Below are 15,718 nucleotides of genomic sequence, written 5' to 3' on the forward strand. Positions count from 1 at the left end.
GGGGTCGGTGCTCGGGTCGGTCACAGCCGCCGTCCGTAGTTCACCGGGAGGCTCAGTGCCTCACCGACGGCGAGACGCGAGTCGAACTCGCCCTGGAGCTTGGCCAGGTATTCCGCGTGGTCGCGTGTGCCGTGGATCCACTCGGCCATCCAGTTCTTCAGGCGCACCGGGTCTCCGCTGATGTGCGACCAGGACCGGTAGAAGGCGTTGTCCCGGTCGTAGTACCCCTGCGCGAAGGAGGGGTGGGCTCCCCGAGGACACTCGACGACCGCGTCCACGGCGTGCGCGGGGATGACGGTCCGGTTCGGATCGGACCGCACGACTTCGTCGGCGACGATCTCCTCCACGACGACGACGGCTCTGCGCGCGGCGAAGACCGCCTCGGCCTGAACTCCGGTGAGCCCCCAGACCTGTGTGTTCCCGGCACTGTCGGCGCGCTGGGCGTGCACGATCGTCACGTCGGGGTTGACCGGCGGCACCACGTAGATCTGCTCGGGTTCTCCGTCCGGGCCCGCGTAAGGCGACGTCACTTTGCGGAGGGCCGGGTTGACCGACGGCAGGTCACTCCCGGCGTAGGAGCGCAGCGGGTAGAAGGGCAGACGCTGGGCTCCCGCGAGATAGCGGCACACCATGCCGTAGTGGCTGTACTCCTCGAACTCCAACGGTTCGGGGACTCCCCTCTCGATCCGGCGCCGCAACTCCCCCAGTGATCCCGCCGAGGAGTTACCGACGAAGGAGGAGACCAGCTTCGAGACACAGCCACCGGCCAGCATCTGGTCCACGACGATGTCGGCGGTCATCCGGACGATGGTGAGGTTCCTGCGTCCCTGCCGGATGATCTCGTGGCCGGCCGCGGTGGGGATGAGATGGGTGAAGCCCTCCAGACAGACGGTGTCGCCGTCGTGGACGAAGGAGTTGATCGCTTCCCGCATCCCCATCGTCTTGTCCCTGGCAGAGCGCGCGGCCTCTGCGGGCAGGGCATCCGGTCCCATGAGGTGCTCCTCGGCGTGGACGAATGGTCCACCACACCTTGGCACCACTCATTGAGTAGGGTCCAATACCAAATTAGAGTCTCACTGAGACTGCGAATTGATATATCGAAAGCCGCAAGGACGGGAACGGCCATGGAACTGCGCCATGTGACAGCCTTCGTCGCCGTGGCGGAGGAACTGCACTTCGGGAGGGCCGCTCAGCGGCTGCAGATGGCCCAACCGCCACTCAGTCAGCAGATCCGGCGCCTGGAGAAGGAGCTCGGGGTCCAACTGTTCGAGCGCAGTACCCGGTCGGTCCGGTTGACCAGCGCGGGCCGCTCCTTCCTGGAACCGGCGCGGGCTGTCCTCGCGGGCGTCGACGTCGCACAGCGTGCGGCCCTGGCAGCCGGCCGAGGCGAGTACGGGCGAGTCACCGTGGGCTTCGCGGGCGCTTCCAGTCACGAGAGCCTGCCGCTCCTCACGCGGGCGCTCCGAGCGTCGCATCCGGGGATCGAGCTTGTGCTGGAAGGGCAGATGTACGCGAATGTAGCCCTGGCGCGGGTCGCGGAAGGATCGCTCGATCTCGGCTTCGTCCGCCTTCCGGTCACCCGGCTCGGAGTCTCCACCCGTGTGATCGCCGAGGAGCAGTTGGTGTGCGCGCTCCCCCTCGACCACCCGCTGGCGGAATCCGAGTCGATCCCGGTCGCCGCTCTGGCCGACGAGCCGTTCGTCAGCTTCCCCGGCAACGCCGGCTCGTCCCTGCGCGACGCCACCTTCCGCACCTGCGAGACCGCCGGGTTCACGCCCAGGGTGGTTCAGGAAGCGCCCGATTCCTACACCATCCTCGCTCTGGTGGCCGCAGGAGTGGGGGTGACGCTGACACTCACTTCGTGCCGACACATCCAGCAGAACGGCCTGGCCTACCGCCCCTTGGCGGGAACGGCCGTACAGCTGCAGGCCGCGCTGGCCTGGCGTACGGACAATCCGTCCGCGCCCTTGCGAACCGTCCTGTCCGTGGCTGCCACAGCGTTGCCCACACCTCGGCCGCCCATGGACCGAGGCACGGGTCCGTCACGTCAGACGTCGTTCGACGCCAGCTCGTAACGCACCGTCTGGGCCCTGATGAGGCCGTCCCGGATGACGAAGGTGTCGACACCGTGGGTCGCGCTGCTCTTCGCCGACGTCGCGGTCCATTCCAGGAAGAGAACCTCCCCGCCGAAGAGGGTGGTCTTCATCTCCCAGTCGGCTTTCGGGAGATCGGCGAACAGCCGGGTGAAGTTCTCCCGGACACCCTCCTTGCCGTGCAGGACGCCCTTCGGCGTGACGACCACCGCGTCTTCCGCGAAGTTGGCGGCAAGCTTGTCCAGATCCTCGGCGACCAACGCCGCACCATGACTGGCGTAGACCTCTTCGGGGGTACGGGTCTGCATCTCTCGGTCTTCCATCGGAACCACTTCCGTCTGAGGTCTGTTCGCGAGCTGACGGGCCGCGGACACTTGTCCTCTCCCACGTTACATCGAATCGCTATAAGCATCGAATCGATGTTTACCGCCATCGAACTCTCCGACGACTCGGTCCAGTCCTTCCGCAGCCACGCCCACCTCGTGCCCTACGAACGCCGCGCCGACGGAAAGCGATCCGCCCATCGACGGCGCGAGCAGGAACACCTGGGTGGACGATCAGAGTTCGCCTCGGCCTGTCGGTGCAACTGGCCTGCCGGGTGCGCCCCACGTCGAGAGGGTCGTCAGTATCCGGTGATCCCGTCCTGCGGCCGGGCAGGGACCGGCCGACCCGCGCCCAGTCCGTGCCCTGCCGAGGCGGGGCGCCTCGCGGCCCTATCAGCCGCTCACCGTCCGGAACAACCGGCCGGTCTCCTCGCCCGGATCCTTCGGGACGGTGTACCCCGTCTCGTCGCGGATCTCGTCGAAGTGGTCCCGGACGTCCTCCATCGACAGGGCCGGGTTGAAGTAGCCGTCTGTTCTGCCGACGAAGAACCGCGAGACGTGACCGGCGCCCACCGTGTACATCTCGCCGGAGACGGGACAGTCCTCGTGTGCGAGGTAGGCGACGGCCGGCGCGACGAGCGCCGGATCGAGCTTGTCGACGAAGGACTTCATGCGTTCCACGGTCATCGCCTGCCCGGCACGCCCAGGTTCGCGTTCGGGCTCTCGCTCGGGGGTCTTCCCCTGTTCTCCGGTCCGCGTCATGGACTGGGTGAGCATGCGGGTGAGCGCGATCGGGGCCACGGCGTTGGCCTTGATGCCGTAGGCGGCCCCCTCGGCGGCCAGGACGCGGGTGAGGCCGATCAGGCCCGTCTTGGCGGCGCCGTAGTTGCTCTTGTTCGCGGTGCCCAGGAGTCCGGCCGCCGAGGTGGTGTTGACCACCCGGCCGTAGCCCCGCTCCCGCATGACGTCCCAGGCCGGCCGGGTGACGTAGAACGCGCCCTTGAGGTGGACGTCGAGGACGGGGTCGAGCAATTCGGCCGTCATGTCGTGGAACGGTGCGTCCCGCAGGATGCCCGCGTTGTTGACGAGGATGTCCACGGTGCCGTAGGCGTCCAGGGCGGTACGGACGACGGCATGTCCTCCCTCGGGCGTCGCCACGCTGTGCGTGTCCGCCACCGCCTCGCCTCCAAGGTCGCGTATCTCCCGGGACACGCTCTCGGCAGGACCCTCGTCCGTCCCTTCGCCCGCCGTCGACCCGCCGGTGTCATTGACCACGACACGTGCTCCGCGCGACGCCAGCAGCAGGGCGTACTCCCTGCCCAGCCCGCCGCCCGCGCCGGTGACGACCGCGACCCTGCCGTCGAACCCGAGGTCGGTCATGCGTGGTCCCAGGTGACCGGCATCCGCTCCGGACCGCGCGTGGACACGCCCGACTTCCATACGACGTCGTCCGCGGAGTCGACGAACCGCAGACCCGGCAGCCGGGTCAGCAGGGTGTGAAGGGTGACCTGGAGTTCCATCCGGGCCAGCGGGGCGCCGAGGCAGTGGTGGGCTCCGTGGCCGAACCCGATGTGGGGGGCCTCCTTGCGCGTCAGATCGAGTTCTTCAGGATCGGTGTAGACGGTCTCGTCGCGGTTGGCCGAGGACCTGTCGACCACCACGGGCTCGCCCGCGCGCACGGTCACACCGCCCAACTCGACGTCCTCCAGGGCGTAGCGCGGCTGCGAGCTGCCCGCTCCGGCGGGGATGTAGCGCAGCAGTTCCTCCACCGCCCTGGGCACCAGGTCGAGGTCGGCGCGCAGGGCCGCGAGCTGGTCGGGGTTGGTGAGCAGCAGGTAGACGAAGTTGGGGATCTGGGTGGCGGTGGTCTCGTGGCCGGCCACGAGGATGGTCTCCGCCATCGTCAGCAGTTCCTCCTCGGAGAGGCGGTCCTCGGCGTCGCGGGCGGCGACGAGGGCGGAGAGGAGGTCGTCCTGCGGTTCCGAGCGCCGCTCGGCGGTGAGGCCGGAGACGTACTCCCTCAGCTGTGCGCGGGAGTCGGCCACCTGCTCCCGGGTGAACTTGCTGGTGGACAGGTAGGCGTCCGCCCAGCGGCGGAAGTCGCCGCGGTCCTCGAAGGGCACGCCGAGCAGTTCGCACATCACGGCGATCGGCAGCGGCAGTCCGAAGTCGCGCACGAGGTCAGAGGGCGGGCCCTCGGTCAGCATCGTGTCGACGAGTCCGTCCGCGATCTGCTGTACGCGCGGCCGGAGTTGGTCGATGCGCCGCATGGTGAAGGCCTTCGCAACCAGCCTGCGCAGCCGGCTGTGCTCGGGCGGGTCGAGGCTGATCATCGCTCCGGCGCCCGCCGGATAGGGGCGGGAGCGGGGCTGGTCCCGGCCGACGGCGGCGGCGCGGCTGAAGCGCGGGTCACCGAGGACGATCTTGACGTCCTCGTAGCGGGTGGCCAGCCAGGCCGGTTCGCCGTACGGCAACTGGACGCGGCACAAGGGCTGTTCGCGCCGCAACGCGGCGTACAGCGGGTCGAAGTCGAGCTTCTCGGTGGCGAACGGATAGGCCCGGGGTTCTGTGACGGTCATGGGTGCCTCTCGGTACGGTCGCGGTTCACCAGGTGACGGGCAGTTCGTGGACGCCGTAGATGCTCATGTCGCCGCGGAACCTCAACTCCTCGAAGGGAACCGCCAGTTGCAGGTCCGGAAGCCTGCGCAGCAGGGTGGGCAGCGCGATCTCCAGTTCCGCGCGGGCCAGGATCTGGCCGATGCACTGGTGGGTTCCGTGGCCGAAGGCGACGTGTCCGCGGACATCGCGGCCGATGTCGAACTCGTCGGGTTCGGCAAGGAATTCGGGGTCCCGGTTGCCTGCGGGCAGGTTCATGACGAGGCCCTCGCCCGCCTTGACGAGCTGGCCGCCGATCTCGACGTCCTCGGCGGCCACGCGGGCGACCAGGCTGTGCACGATGGTGAGGTGGCGCAGCAGTTCCTCCACCGCGCCCGAGGCCACCTTCGGGTCGTCGGTGTCCCGGATACGGGCGAGGTCGTCGGGATGGCGGAGCAGGAACAGAGTGCTCAGGGCGATCATGTTGGCCGTGGTCTCATGGCCGGCGTTGAGCAGGAGATGACCGTTCATGGCCACCGTGTCGCGGTCGATGTCCCCGTTCGTGACGTGTTCGCCCAGCAGACGGCTGATCAGGTCGTCGCCCGGCTCCGCCTCCTTGCGCGCTACCAGTTCCCGCAGGTAGCCGAACAGGGCCCTGCTCGCTGCGGTCCGCTCCTCCTGCGGGCGATGCAGGCTCATCATGACCGCCGTGTACTCCTGGAAGAGCTCGTGGTCCGCGTACGGCACTCCGAGCAGCAGGGAGATCACGAAGGACGGCACCGGCAGCGCGAAGTCCCGCACGATGTCCGCCGGTTGACCCTTGGCGATCATCTGGTCGAGGAAGTCGTCCACCATCTCCTGGATGCGCGGGCGCATGGCCTGGACCCGCTTGACGGTGAAGTCCTTGGTCAGCATGCGGCGCAGCCGGGCGTGTTCCGGGTCGTCCATCCGCGGGAAGATCGGCGGCGCGCCCTCACCCCGCTCCTCGCCCTGGAGCCTGCCGACGATGTCCGCGCTGACCCGGGGATCCGTCATGGCGGTCTTGATGTCCTCGATCCGGCTCACCACCCAGACGGTGTGGCCGTTCCACACCGCCCTGCGCAGCCCCTCCGCCTCGCGCCACTTCGCGTAGTCGGCCGGGGGGTCGAAAGGACAGCGGGCGGAACGCTCACCGGGATAGACCGGAAGATCAGCCGTTTCGTTCGCGTCGGTCACCGTGCTCATCGATGCTCCTGGGTCGGTTCGGACGGGTTCTCACCGCTCTGGATCTCCGCTCTCATCCCGGCCAGCCAACTGCGCTCCGCGTCGATCCGGGCGATCCCGTGGTCGAGCGCCAGGCGGCTCCAACGCTCCATCCGCACGGACGCCAGCGCGGCGACACGGTCGCGGTTGCGGACCAGCACCCAGTCGCGCGCCTCAAGGACGCGGAGTTGTTCCTCCGGGCTCAGCCAGGCGAAGTTCACCAGCCGCGCGTGGAACTCGCGCGACTGGTCCGCTCCCCCTTCGGGGAGCTCGGCCAGCATGTCGTGCAGGACTTCCCGCCCGACGTCGGTGATCGAGTAGACGTGCCGCGGCGGCTTCGCCTCCTGTTCCTCCGAACTGCGCAGCACCGCCCCGCCGTCGACGAACTGACGCAGCCGTGGATAGAGGGAGTTGTTCGACAAGGAGTGCCCCGTCGCCGCCTCCACCTCCCGGCGCAACTCGTATCCGTGACGCGGCCCGCGGGCCAGCTCGGCCAAAAGGAGGATGTCGATCCACATAGCAGTTACCGTAACCTAGGTCTCCGTAACCTAGCAATCAACACCCGCCCGACTCCGCCGAGAACGAGGACGAAAACCATGCATGTGGAAGTGGAACTCGACGAACCCAAGTGCGTCGCCGCCGGCCAGTGTGTCGTGGCCGCTCCGGACGTGTTCGATCAGCGGGACGAGGACGGGGTCGCCGTCCTGCTCGACGACCGGCCCGGCCCGGATCTCCTCGACGGTGTGAAGGAAGCCGCAGCGCTCTGTCCCGCAGCGGCGATCCGCCTGGTGGAGCGGTGAGGCGGATCGTGGTCGTCGGCGCCTCGGCCGCGGGGCTCGCGGCGGCCGAGACGCTGCGCCGGGAGGGCTACGACGGGACGCTGACCCTCGCGGGCGACGAACCCCACCCGCCCTACGACCGTCCGCCCCTGTCCAAGCAGTTCCTGACCGGACAGTGGGACACCGGACAGCTGGCCCTGCGCACCGGGGCAGACCTGGACGCTCTCGGTCTCGATCTACGTCTGGGCGTCGCCGCGACCGGACTGGATCAGGCCACCCGGTCGGTGCGGCTGTCGGACGGTTCCACGGTGTCCTACGACGGTCTCGTCATCGCCACCGGAGTACGTCCCCGCCGACTGCCAGGCAAGGACACGCAGGTACTGCGGTCGCTCGACGACGCGCTGGCGCTGCGGGACCGGCTGGGTCCCGGGCGCCGGCTCGTCGTGGTCGGCGCCGGGTTCCTCGGCGCGGAGGCCGCGGCCGCCGCCGTGGGTCTCGGCGCCGACGTCACGCTGCTGGAACCAGCGCCGGTGCCCCTCGCGCACGTGGTGGGCACCGCGGTCGGTCAGGTCCTCACCCGGGCCCATCTGGAACGGGGCGTGGAGTTGCGTACCGGGGTGACCGTGTTGGAGGTGACCGGCACCGGAGTGCTCCTGGCCGACGGCGAGCTGGTCGAGGGCGACGCGGTGCTGATCGCCGTCGGTTCGCGCCCCAACACCGAGTGGCTGGCCGGCAGCGGGCTCGCCATGGAGGACGGTGTGTCGTGCGACGCGTACTGCGAGGCGGCCCCCGGGATCTACGCGGCCGGGGACGTGGCGCGTTGGTACAACCCGTTGTTCGCCACCTCGATGCGGATCGAGCACCGTACGAACGCCTCCGAACAGGGCATGGCCGCCGCCCGCAACCTGCTCGCCGCACCGGAGGCACGCAAGCCGTTCGCGCCGGTGCCGTACTTCTGGTCGGACCAGTACGACATGCGGATCCAGGCATACGGACATCTCCGCGGTCATGACGAAGTTGCCGTGGTGGAAGGCGACTTGACGGAGCGTCACTTCGTGGTGGCGTACCGGAAGGACGACCGCCTGACCGGGATCCTGGGCGTGGGAGTCACCCCCAAGGTCCTCCGTGGCTGGCGGCAGGCACTGGCCGCGGACACCTCATGGCGCGAAGCAGTGGCGAACGAGGCCTCACGGCCCACCGCGGCCGTGCCGACGCGATGAGCCACCGCGGCACCCCCACCCCCACTGCGTGGCCACCCGTTCCGGTCACGCGCCCCGCACAAGCGACATCGGCTCTTCCGCGCTCCTCCCCCACACTCCGGAGGCCTGACCCATGTCCATCCCCTCGCCCCTGACATCCGAGGCCGAAGCCTCCGGCGAACGGAACGTGAACGTCCTGGTGACGGTTCTCGCCTTCACCGGCATCGCCGTAGCACTGGTGCAGACGCTCATCATCCCGATCATCCCCCACCTTCCCGAGTACCTGCACGCCTCCGCCGCCGACGCCGCCTGGGCGCTCACCGCCACCCTGTTGTGCGGCGCCGTCGCCACCCCCGTGATGGGCCGCCTCGGCGACATGTACGGCAAGCGCCGCATGCTGCTCATCGGCATCGCCGTACTGGTCACGGGCTCCGTGATCTGCGCACTCAGCGAGTCACTGACCACGATGATCATCGGCCGCGCGCTGCAGGGCCTGGCGAACGGGGTCATCCCGCTCGGCGTCAGCATCCTGCGCGACGAGGTGCCCGCCGAGAAGCTGCCCGTGTCCACGGCGGTGATGCTCGGCTCCCTCGGTGTCGGCGGCGCCCTGGGACTGCCCGCATCCGCGCTGATCGCCGACACGTTCGACTGGCACGTGCTGTTCTGGACGTCGGCCGCTCTCGGCGCGGTCGCTCTCCTGCTGGTCCTGCTGCTCGTACCCGAGTCGAAGGCGCGCCCCGGCGGGCGCGTCGACGTCCCAGGCGCCCTGGGCATGGGCATCGGTCTGGTCTGCCTGCTGCTCGGGGTCTCCAAAGGTGCCGACTGGGGCTGGGGCAGCGGCGCCACTCTCGGCGTCTTCGCCGTGGCCCTGATCGTCCTCCCTCTGTGGGGCTGGTTCGAACTGCGCACCCCGCGGCCCATGGTGGACCTGCGGGCCAGCTCCCACCCCCAGGTCCTGTTCACCCACCTCGCCGGAATCGCGTTCGGGTTCTCGCTGTTCGCGCTCAACCTGGTGCTGCCACAAGTGCTTCAGCTACCAAAGATCACGGGCTACGGGCTGGGCGAGTCCCTGGCCACGGCGGGCCTGGCCATGGCCCCGCAGGGTCTGGTCATGATGGCCGTGGCCCCGTTCTCCGCCCGGGTCACCAGGACCCGGGGGCCGAAGACGACCCTGATGATCGGTGCCGTGGTCGTGGGAGTGGGCTACCTCCTCATCATGGTGCTGATGTCCGCCACCTGGACGCTGATCCTGGCCTCCTGCGTCGTCGCCATGGGTGTCGGCTTCGGCTACGCCGCGCTGCCGACGCTCGTCATGGACTCCGTGCCCGCCTCCGAGACCGCCGCGGCCAACAGCCTCAACACCCTGATGCGGTCCATCGGCACCACCACCTCAAGTGCCGTGGCCGGTGTACTGCTCGCCCATATGACGATCGACTTCCACGGCGTCGCGGTTCCGTCCGAGAACGGCCTGCGTGCCGTCCTGGCGATCGGCGTCGGTGCCGCCACCGTCGCGCTGGCCGTCGCCTCCTTCATCCCACGGCGCCGCCCCGATGCCGCTCTCCCTCCGGCGAACGCCATTGCCGAGAAGGTCGGCCTGAGTCCGCTCCCCGACATCGACTGAACCATCGCGGTCCGATGACGGCGGGACCTGACGTCGGCATCGGACCGGGGCACGCCGTGACGTGCGGCGCGGATCCGACCGGCATCCGGCCTGCTTCAGGACGGCCTCACCAGACCGGTGTCGTAGGCGAAAATGACGGCCTGCACCCGGTCGCGGGCTCCGATCTTGGCCAGGATCCGGCCGATGTGCGTCTTGATGGTCGACTCGGACAGGCAGAGGTCCTCGGCGATCTCACTGTTCGTCAGACCGGCCGCGATATCGGTCAGCACCTCGCGCTCGCGCTGGGTCAGCCCGGCCAGGCGCGGATCCTCGCCGGGGCCGCGCAGGGGGAGGTGCGTGGTGAAGACCTCCAGCAGGCGGCGGGTCATCGCGGGCGCGACCACCGCGTCACCGGCCGCGACCGCGCGGATTCCCGCGAGGAGTTCGTCCGGGCGGGCGTCCTTGAGCAGGAAGCCGCTCGCGCCGGCGCGCAGCGCGCCGTACGCGTACTCGTCCAGGTCGAAGGTGGTGAGCACGAGCACCCGGGAGCGGCCGCCGGAGGCGAGGATCTGACGTGTGGCCTCGATGCCGTCCATGCCGGGCATGCGGATGTCCATCAGCACCACGTCCGGGTGCAGTTCGGCCGTCCGGCGCACCGCCTCCGCGCCGTGTTCTGCCTCGCCGACCACGGTCGTCTCCGGACTGCTGTTCAGCAGCATCCGGAAGCCGATGCGCTGCAGCGGCTGGTCGTCGACGATCAGCACCGTGGTCACGGGCACTCCTGAACTCCGGTCCGGTCCTTGGCGGCCGAGCCGGCACGCGCCGCCTGCGGATCTGTCTTCGTCCGCGCGTCGTGGTTCATGGGGAGCACGGCCCGTACGGTCCAGCCGCCAGCCCTGCGCCGGGAGACGGCGTGGCCTCCCACGAGTGCGGCGCGCTCCCTCATGCCGATCAGGCCCTGCCCCGGGGTGCGGTTCCCGCCCGTATGGTCCGGTGTCGCCTCCTCCACCGGTGGGCCGGTGTCGTCGACCTGCACCACGACCTCACCGGCACGGGCGTCCGCCGTCACCGCGACCCGCACGCGGGTGCGTGGTCCGGCGTGCTTGAGGCTGTTGGTCAGGGCCTCCTGGACGATCCGGTACACGGCGAGCTGAAGGCTCGCGCTGAGCGAGGAGAGGTCGCCCGAGGCGGTGTAGGTGACGGTCGGCCCGGCAGTCCGGATCCGCTCGCACAGGGCGGCGAGTTGGGCGGTACCCGGCTGGGGGTGCAGTTCGGCGCTCGCGGCGTCGTCGGGCAGTCCGACCCGCAGCGCGCCGAGGGCGCGGCGGAGTTCACCCAGAGACGTACGCCCGGCCTCGGCGATCGTCCGCAGGACTTCCGGACCCCGCTCCGGTTGCAGCTGGGCCTCGGCCGCGCCTCCGTCGGCCAGACCGACGATCACCGCCAGGGTGTGTCCCACGATGTCGTGCAACTCGCGTGAGACCCGGGCGCGTTCGTTGGCCGCGGCCAGCAACTCGCGTTGCTCGCGCTCGACTTCCAGGGTGGCGGCCCGCTCGGCCAGCGCGGCCAGCTGGGCCCGGCGCATCCGGCCGGCCAGGCCGAGGGCCGCCGCCGCGGTGGCCGCGCACAGCACGAAGAACAGGGACACCCACGGCTGAGAGTCCAGCGGCTGGACCCGGAAGGCCAGCAGTGCGCACACCGGCGCCGTGGCGATCGCGATGTTCCGCAGCGCGCGCGGCGAGGCGTAGCGACCGGCCCCGTACAGGGCAATCATCAGGCTGAGGTCGCTGCGCAGCGCCAGTCCCGCCGCCCACTGCGCCGCGCAGACCCCCAGCACGACGCCGAAGACCGCGAGCGGGGCGCGCCGACGCCACACCAAGGGCAGCGCCAGCGCCGCCGCGTTGATGACGACCACCCAGGCCGGCACTCCCTGCACCCCGAACAGGCCGCGCTCCTCCTGCTCGAAGAGGTCGGCGATCGCGGCGGCCAGGACGCCCGCCGCGAGCAGCGAGTCCAGTACCTGCGGACGGGCCCGGTCGGCGGAGCGCAGGCGGATCCAGCTACTGGCCAGCGGCTGGTCCCACACGGGTTCGGCTACGGGGTTCATGGTGCGGCCTCGCGCAGGGTCGGTGGATCAGGGATGCCGTCCGATACGCCGGTCAGCTGTCGGAATGCTTCACACGGTACGCCGCGCCCACCAGCACCGCCGTCACCCAGCCGAGCAGGACCAACAGGCCCGTACCGGGGCTGAGCATCGTACTGTCCGTGTGCAGGGTGAAGACCGACTGGCCGGCGTTGGCCGGCAGGTACGGGGTCACGTCCGTCTTCCAGTTGCTGGGGAGCAGGTCGAGGAAGACCGGCATCAGCATCAGCGCACCGACCAGCAGACAGATGCCGCCCGCCGCCGAGCGCACCAGCATGCCCAGTCCCGCGCCCAGTACGGCCACCAGCGCCAGGTAGAGGGCGGCACCGAACAGGCAGCGCAGCACGCCGGCGTCCGACAAGGTCAGTGCGATCGGCTTGCCGGACAGAAAGCCCGCACCCGCCAGGAAGGAGGCGACCGCACCCGCCGCCCCGACCACGAACACCACGCCGAAGTAGATCAGGCACTTGGACCAGAGGACCGGCAGGCGATGGGGCACCGCGGCGAACGTGGAGCGGATCATGCCGGTGGTGTACTCCCCGGCTGTTGCCAGCACACCCAGGACACCCACCACGAGCTGGGCCAGGGTGATGCCGTCCAGTGACAGCGCGACCGCGTCGTGCTGGTCGGCGTGGACCGGGTCGTAGCGGTAGGCCGCCACCATGCCGATGACTACCGTGGCCAGCACGGCCAACGCGAGAGTGATCCAACTCGACCGCAGGGAGAGGAACTTCGACCATTCCGAGCGCAGCACTCTGGGGAAGGTCACCTTGTAGCGGGGGTTCGCGGTCGTGTCCGCCGCGGGAATGGATGTGGTCTGGACGCTGGTCATGCCGCGACACTCCCCTTCGTTTCCGTGTCGGTGCTGCTGCGGTACTCGACGGCGTCATGGGTCAGGGCCATGAACGCCTCCTCAAGGGAGACCGCCTGCTGGGTGAGGTCGTAGACGGCGATGCTCGCGTCGGCGGCCAGGCTGCCGATCTCGCGGGCGCTCAGCCCCGACACCTGCAGAGTCTCGGTGCCGATCTCGCCGGTGACGGTGACGTCGGGCCCGGCCAGCAGCGCGCGCAGCCGCTCCGGGTCGGAGCTGACGACCTTCACGCTCTCGCCGCCCGCCTGCTCGACGAAGGACGCCACCGTCGTGTCGGCGAGCAGCCTGCCCCGGCCGACGATGACGAGGTTGGTCGCCGTCAGCGCCATCTCGCTCATCAGGTGCGAGGACACGAAGACGGTGCGTCCTTCGGCTGCCAGGCCCTTGAGGAGGTTGCGGATCCACAGCACGCCCTCCGGGTCGAGGCCGTTGACCGGCTCGTCCAGCATCACCGTCTGCGGGTCGCCCAACAGTGCCGCCGCGATGCCCAGGCGTTGTCCCATGCCCAACGAGAAGGAGCCGGCCCGCTTCTTGGCGACCTTGCCGAGGCCGGCGAGTTCGATCACCTCGCCCACCCGGCGGCGCGGAATGCCATGGGTGTACGCGAGGGAGAGCAGGTGGCTGTAGGCGGAGCGGCCGGGGTGGACGGACCTGGCCTCCAACAGCGCGCCGACCTCCTGGAGCGGTGCGGTGTGCTGGGCGTACTGCTTGCCGTTGACCGTCACATGGCCGCTGGTGGGCGCGTCGAGGCCGATGATCATGCGCATGGTCGTGGACTTTCCCGCCCCGTTCGGGCCGAGGAAGCCCGTCACCACACCCGGCTCGACGGTGAAGTCCAGGTCGTCGACAGCCGTCTTGTCGCCGTAGCGTTTGACGACGTGATGGATCTCTATCATCGGCGGGTTTCCCTCCACGATCTCGACCGGGCGCGCCGGGGATCCCGGCTGCCCTGCCAAGAACGCTAGGTGTGCCGCGACCGCCGCCGACGGCACCACGATGCCGACCCGATCACCCTCGTTCGTCCTGCGGTACTAACCGCTGTCGTCCGGGAGTAGCACGCTGTGCGCCGGTCCCGGGCATCACGTGCGAACGCCGGGTCTGCGCGGTCGACGCCTCTCTGACGGTGGGCTTCACCGGGTGCGTCAGCGCAGTCGGTACTCGCGCAGCTTCCGGTAGAGCGAGGAGCGAGAGATCCCGAGTGCCGTCGCGGCAGCCGCCTTGTTGCCGCCGTGCTCGCGCAGTGCGGTCGCGATGGCGTCCGACTCGGCGGTCTGCATGGCGGTCAGGTGACCACGGGTGACCTCGTGGAGCCAGGCAGGCGGCAGGTCCGCCGTCGTGACGACCGGCCGGTTCTGGCGGGTCAACCACCGCCGGAACTCCTCCAGTTGGCGGTGGTTGCCGGGCCATGGGTGACGCTGGACCGCCTGGATCACCTCGTGCGAGAGCCTCGGCATACCCACCCCCTGGTCGACCAGCCGGGCCAGGACGTCGTCGGTGCGCTTGCGGAGCGGAGGAATCTCGAAGGTGAGCGGCGGGAACTGGTCGAGGATCACGCGCGGCAGCAGGTCGTTGTGGAATGCCGCGGCCGAGACCGTGGCCGCGAGCCGCAGGTCGGATCCGTCGATGCGCGGCGCCCGGTCCAGAATCGTCGCGAGGGCTCGGTACGTACGGTCGTCGAGGTCGTCGAGGTGGGCGAAGACAAGGAGTTCGTCCACATGCTCCACCAGCGCACGGGCATCGGCCAGCCACTGCTCGTGACCGACCTCGTCGACCGTGGCGCAGTCCAGTTCGCGGTATGCGCGATCGGAGTCCGCGACCGCGGCACGCAGGGCGGCGCGCTTGCCGGTCCCGTGCTCGCCGACGACCAGAAGCCGGTCGGTCGTGGCCGCGGTCGAGCGCAGATGGGCGACGACTCGGATCCAGGGGCGTTCCTGGCGCCGCGGATCGCGGGCGCGGGTCGGCGTCGGCCGGACCACCGCCGAGGCGGGCATCTCCTCGGCGACGACCACGGCTCCGACCAGCACGCCGCCTCGGTGCACGGGGCGGCACACGGTGACCCGTGACCCGCTGGAGAGTTCGAGTCCGATGACGTCGTCGGGCCCGTCCTCGATCCGCTGCCACAGCGCCGAGTGGTCGAGATCCATCGACGTGGCGAGGGAGTTGGCAATGACCACGTCCGCGCTGACGACCACCACCGCGCTCCGGGTACGCCGACGCTCGGCCAGGAAATGGCGCAGCATCTGGCGCTCGTGCATCGAGGTCTCCCCGTACAGCTCCTCCTCTATGTCGTGCGCCAGGCGAAGCAGGGTCGGTGCCATCAGAGGACTGGCGTGCTCGACAAGGCTGGTGACGCTCAACACCCCGGTCACCCGGTGGGTGACCGGATGCCGGATGGGTGCCCCCGCGCAGGCGAAGTCGTGCAGGGCTTCGTTGAAGTGCTCTGTGCCGTTGACCGTCACGGCGCGAACGGTCTCCAGGGCCGTGCCCAGGCCGTTCGTGCCGATGACGTCCTCGGACCAGCGGGTGCCGATCACGACGCTGCTGCGGTTCAGGCGGGAACGCAGCCGGCTGTCCTCGTCCCAGCGCCACAGCAGGGTGCCGTCCGGCGCGCTGAGCAGGAGGCTGGTGTTCGCGCCGATCAGAACGTCGGCCATGGAGGTGAGTACGGGGATGGCGACCTTGGCCGTCCGGCTGTCGAGGCTGGGCTCGCCCTCGACGCAGGGAACATGGTCCGGGTCGACCCCGTTCAGCCGCGATCGCCGCCAGGACTCGACGATCTCGGTTCTCACCATGAGAGAGCCCGGTTCATCACCGGCGGAAAGGCCACGATGGGTGTCGATCACTGCTGGCCCCACCTTCCTGCCGCGGCAACG

At 69.8% G+C, this 15,718-nt stretch carries 15 protein-coding genes; 4 read left to right on the forward strand and 11 right to left on the reverse strand.

Translation table 11 applies throughout. The features are described 5' to 3' along the window. Positions 1-20: 20 nt before the first annotated feature. Positions 21-992 carry a CoA transferase subunit A gene (locus tag R2B38_RS50265; protein WP_318022894.1) on the reverse strand — a complete coding sequence of 324 codons (972 nt, stop codon included), beginning with the start codon at positions 990-992 and terminating at the stop codon, positions 21-23. 132 nt (positions 993-1,124) lie between these two features. Here R2B38_RS50265 and R2B38_RS50270 point away from each other — a divergent pair, with 132 nt between their 5' ends. Next, on the forward strand, positions 1,125-2,075 hold the full coding sequence (locus tag R2B38_RS50270) for a LysR family transcriptional regulator (RefSeq protein ID WP_318022895.1): 951 nt from the start codon (positions 1,125-1,127) through the stop codon (positions 2,073-2,075). Here R2B38_RS50270 and R2B38_RS50275 read toward each other — a convergent pair. The 5 genes from R2B38_RS50275 to R2B38_RS50295 all read right to left on the reverse strand — a co-directional run bounded on the left by R2B38_RS50275 (position 2,048) and on the right by R2B38_RS50295 (position 6,771). Further along, complete coding sequence (locus R2B38_RS50275; protein ID WP_318022896.1) at positions 2,048-2,401, reverse strand: nuclear transport factor 2 family protein; 354 nt, start codon at positions 2,399-2,401, stop codon at positions 2,048-2,050. The two genes, R2B38_RS50270 and R2B38_RS50275, sit on opposite strands and share 28 nt — an antisense overlap. 408 nt (positions 2,402-2,809) lie before the next feature. Then, entirely contained in the window at positions 2,810-3,796 is a 987-nt protein-coding gene (locus R2B38_RS50280) for an SDR family NAD(P)-dependent oxidoreductase (protein ID WP_318022897.1), read from the reverse strand. After that, entirely contained in the window at positions 3,793-4,995 is a 1,203-nt protein-coding gene (locus R2B38_RS50285) for a cytochrome P450 (protein ID WP_318022898.1), read from the reverse strand. The genes R2B38_RS50280 and R2B38_RS50285 overlap by 4 nt, the downstream gene beginning before the upstream one ends. Before the next feature lie 25 nt (positions 4,996-5,020). Further along, a complete protein-coding gene (locus tag R2B38_RS50290) occupies positions 5,021-6,235 on the reverse strand; it encodes a cytochrome P450 (RefSeq protein WP_318022899.1) in 1,215 nt (404 codons plus the stop codon). Beyond that, positions 6,232-6,771: a PadR family transcriptional regulator gene (locus R2B38_RS50295; RefSeq protein WP_318022900.1), complete on the reverse strand. Its 540-nt coding sequence runs from the start codon at positions 6,769-6,771 to the stop codon at positions 6,232-6,234. The genes R2B38_RS50290 and R2B38_RS50295 overlap by 4 nt, the downstream gene beginning before the upstream one ends. A gap of 84 nt (positions 6,772-6,855) precedes the next feature. On the opposite strand from R2B38_RS50295, the gene R2B38_RS50300 reads away from it, so the two are divergent. From R2B38_RS50300 to R2B38_RS50310, 3 genes are all read left to right on the forward strand, one after another. Next, entirely contained in the window at positions 6,856-7,053 is a 198-nt protein-coding gene (locus tag R2B38_RS50300) for a ferredoxin (RefSeq protein ID WP_317882038.1), read from the forward strand. After that, positions 7,050-8,252: an NAD(P)/FAD-dependent oxidoreductase gene (locus R2B38_RS50305; protein WP_318022901.1), complete on the forward strand. Its 1,203-nt coding sequence runs from the start codon at positions 7,050-7,052 to the stop codon at positions 8,250-8,252. The genes R2B38_RS50300 and R2B38_RS50305 overlap by 4 nt, the downstream gene beginning before the upstream one ends. A gap of 112 nt (positions 8,253-8,364) precedes the next feature. Next, positions 8,365-9,852: an MFS transporter gene (locus R2B38_RS50310; protein WP_318022902.1), complete on the forward strand. Its 1,488-nt coding sequence runs from the start codon at positions 8,365-8,367 to the stop codon at positions 9,850-9,852. A gap of 95 nt (positions 9,853-9,947) precedes the next feature. Here the strand turns inward: R2B38_RS50310 and R2B38_RS50315 are convergent, their stop codons facing one another. The 5 genes from R2B38_RS50315 to R2B38_RS50335 all read right to left on the reverse strand — a co-directional run bounded on the left by R2B38_RS50315 (position 9,948) and on the right by R2B38_RS50335 (position 15,637). Next, on the reverse strand, positions 9,948-10,604 hold the full coding sequence (locus R2B38_RS50315; RefSeq protein ID WP_266879964.1) for a response regulator: 657 nt from the start codon (positions 10,602-10,604) through the stop codon (positions 9,948-9,950). Continuing rightward, positions 10,601-11,938, reverse strand: coding sequence for a sensor histidine kinase (locus R2B38_RS50320; protein WP_318022903.1), 1,338 nt, complete (start codon positions 11,936-11,938; stop codon positions 10,601-10,603). Before R2B38_RS50320 ends, R2B38_RS50315 begins: the two co-directional genes overlap by 4 nt. Before the next feature lie 52 nt (positions 11,939-11,990). Beyond that, positions 11,991-12,806 carry an ABC transporter permease gene (locus R2B38_RS50325; RefSeq protein WP_318022904.1) on the reverse strand — a complete coding sequence of 272 codons (816 nt, stop codon included), beginning with the start codon at positions 12,804-12,806 and terminating at the stop codon, positions 11,991-11,993. Next, the gene (locus R2B38_RS50330; protein WP_318022905.1) at positions 12,803-13,741 is read right to left on the reverse strand and encodes an ABC transporter ATP-binding protein; all 939 of its coding nucleotides are present in this window, start codon (positions 13,739-13,741) and stop codon (positions 12,803-12,805) included. Before R2B38_RS50330 ends, R2B38_RS50325 begins: the two co-directional genes overlap by 4 nt. 246 nt (positions 13,742-13,987) lie before the next feature. Further along, entirely contained in the window at positions 13,988-15,637 is a 1,650-nt protein-coding gene (locus R2B38_RS50335; RefSeq protein WP_318022906.1) for a sigma-54-dependent Fis family transcriptional regulator, read from the reverse strand. Positions 15,638-15,718 lie beyond the last annotated feature (81 nt).

The sequence above is a fragment of the Streptomyces sp. N50 genome (genome assembly GCF_033335955.1).
Taxonomy (GTDB): domain Bacteria; phylum Actinomycetota; class Actinomycetes; order Streptomycetales; family Streptomycetaceae; genus Streptomyces.

Bases quoted from the DNA above. Each gene is read 5' to 3' on its own strand.
- R2B38_RS50265 (WP_318022894.1), bottom strand. From the start codon at position 992: ATGGGACCGGATGCCCTGCCCGCAGAGGCCGCGCGCTCTGCCAGGGAC.
- R2B38_RS50270 (WP_318022895.1), top strand. From the start codon at position 1,125: ATGGAACTGCGCCATGTGACAGCCTTCGTCGCCGTGGCGGAGGAACTG.
- R2B38_RS50275 (WP_318022896.1), bottom strand. From the start codon at position 2,401: ATGCAGACCCGTACCCCCGAAGAGGTCTACGCCAGTCATGGTGCGGCG.
- R2B38_RS50280 (WP_318022897.1), bottom strand. From the start codon at position 3,796: ATGACCGACCTCGGGTTCGACGGCAGGGTCGCGGTCGTCACCGGCGCG.
- R2B38_RS50285 (WP_318022898.1), bottom strand. From the start codon at position 4,995: ATGACCGTCACAGAACCCCGGGCCTATCCGTTCGCCACCGAGAAGCTC.
- R2B38_RS50290 (WP_318022899.1), bottom strand. From the start codon at position 6,235: ATGAGCACGGTGACCGACGCGAACGAAACGGCTGATCTTCCGGTCTAT.
- R2B38_RS50295 (WP_318022900.1), bottom strand. From the start codon at position 6,771: ATGTGGATCGACATCCTCCTTTTGGCCGAGCTGGCCCGCGGGCCGCGT.
- R2B38_RS50310 (WP_318022902.1), top strand. From the start codon at position 8,365: ATGTCCATCCCCTCGCCCCTGACATCCGAGGCCGAAGCCTCCGGCGAA.
- R2B38_RS50320 (WP_318022903.1), bottom strand. From the start codon at position 11,938: ATGAACCCCGTAGCCGAACCCGTGTGGGACCAGCCGCTGGCCAGTAGC.
- R2B38_RS50325 (WP_318022904.1), bottom strand. From the start codon at position 12,806: ATGACCAGCGTCCAGACCACATCCATTCCCGCGGCGGACACGACCGCG.
- R2B38_RS50330 (WP_318022905.1), bottom strand. From the start codon at position 13,741: ATGATAGAGATCCATCACGTCGTCAAACGCTACGGCGACAAGACGGCT.
- R2B38_RS50335 (WP_318022906.1), bottom strand. From the start codon at position 15,637: ATGGTGAGAACCGAGATCGTCGAGTCCTGGCGGCGATCGCGGCTGAAC.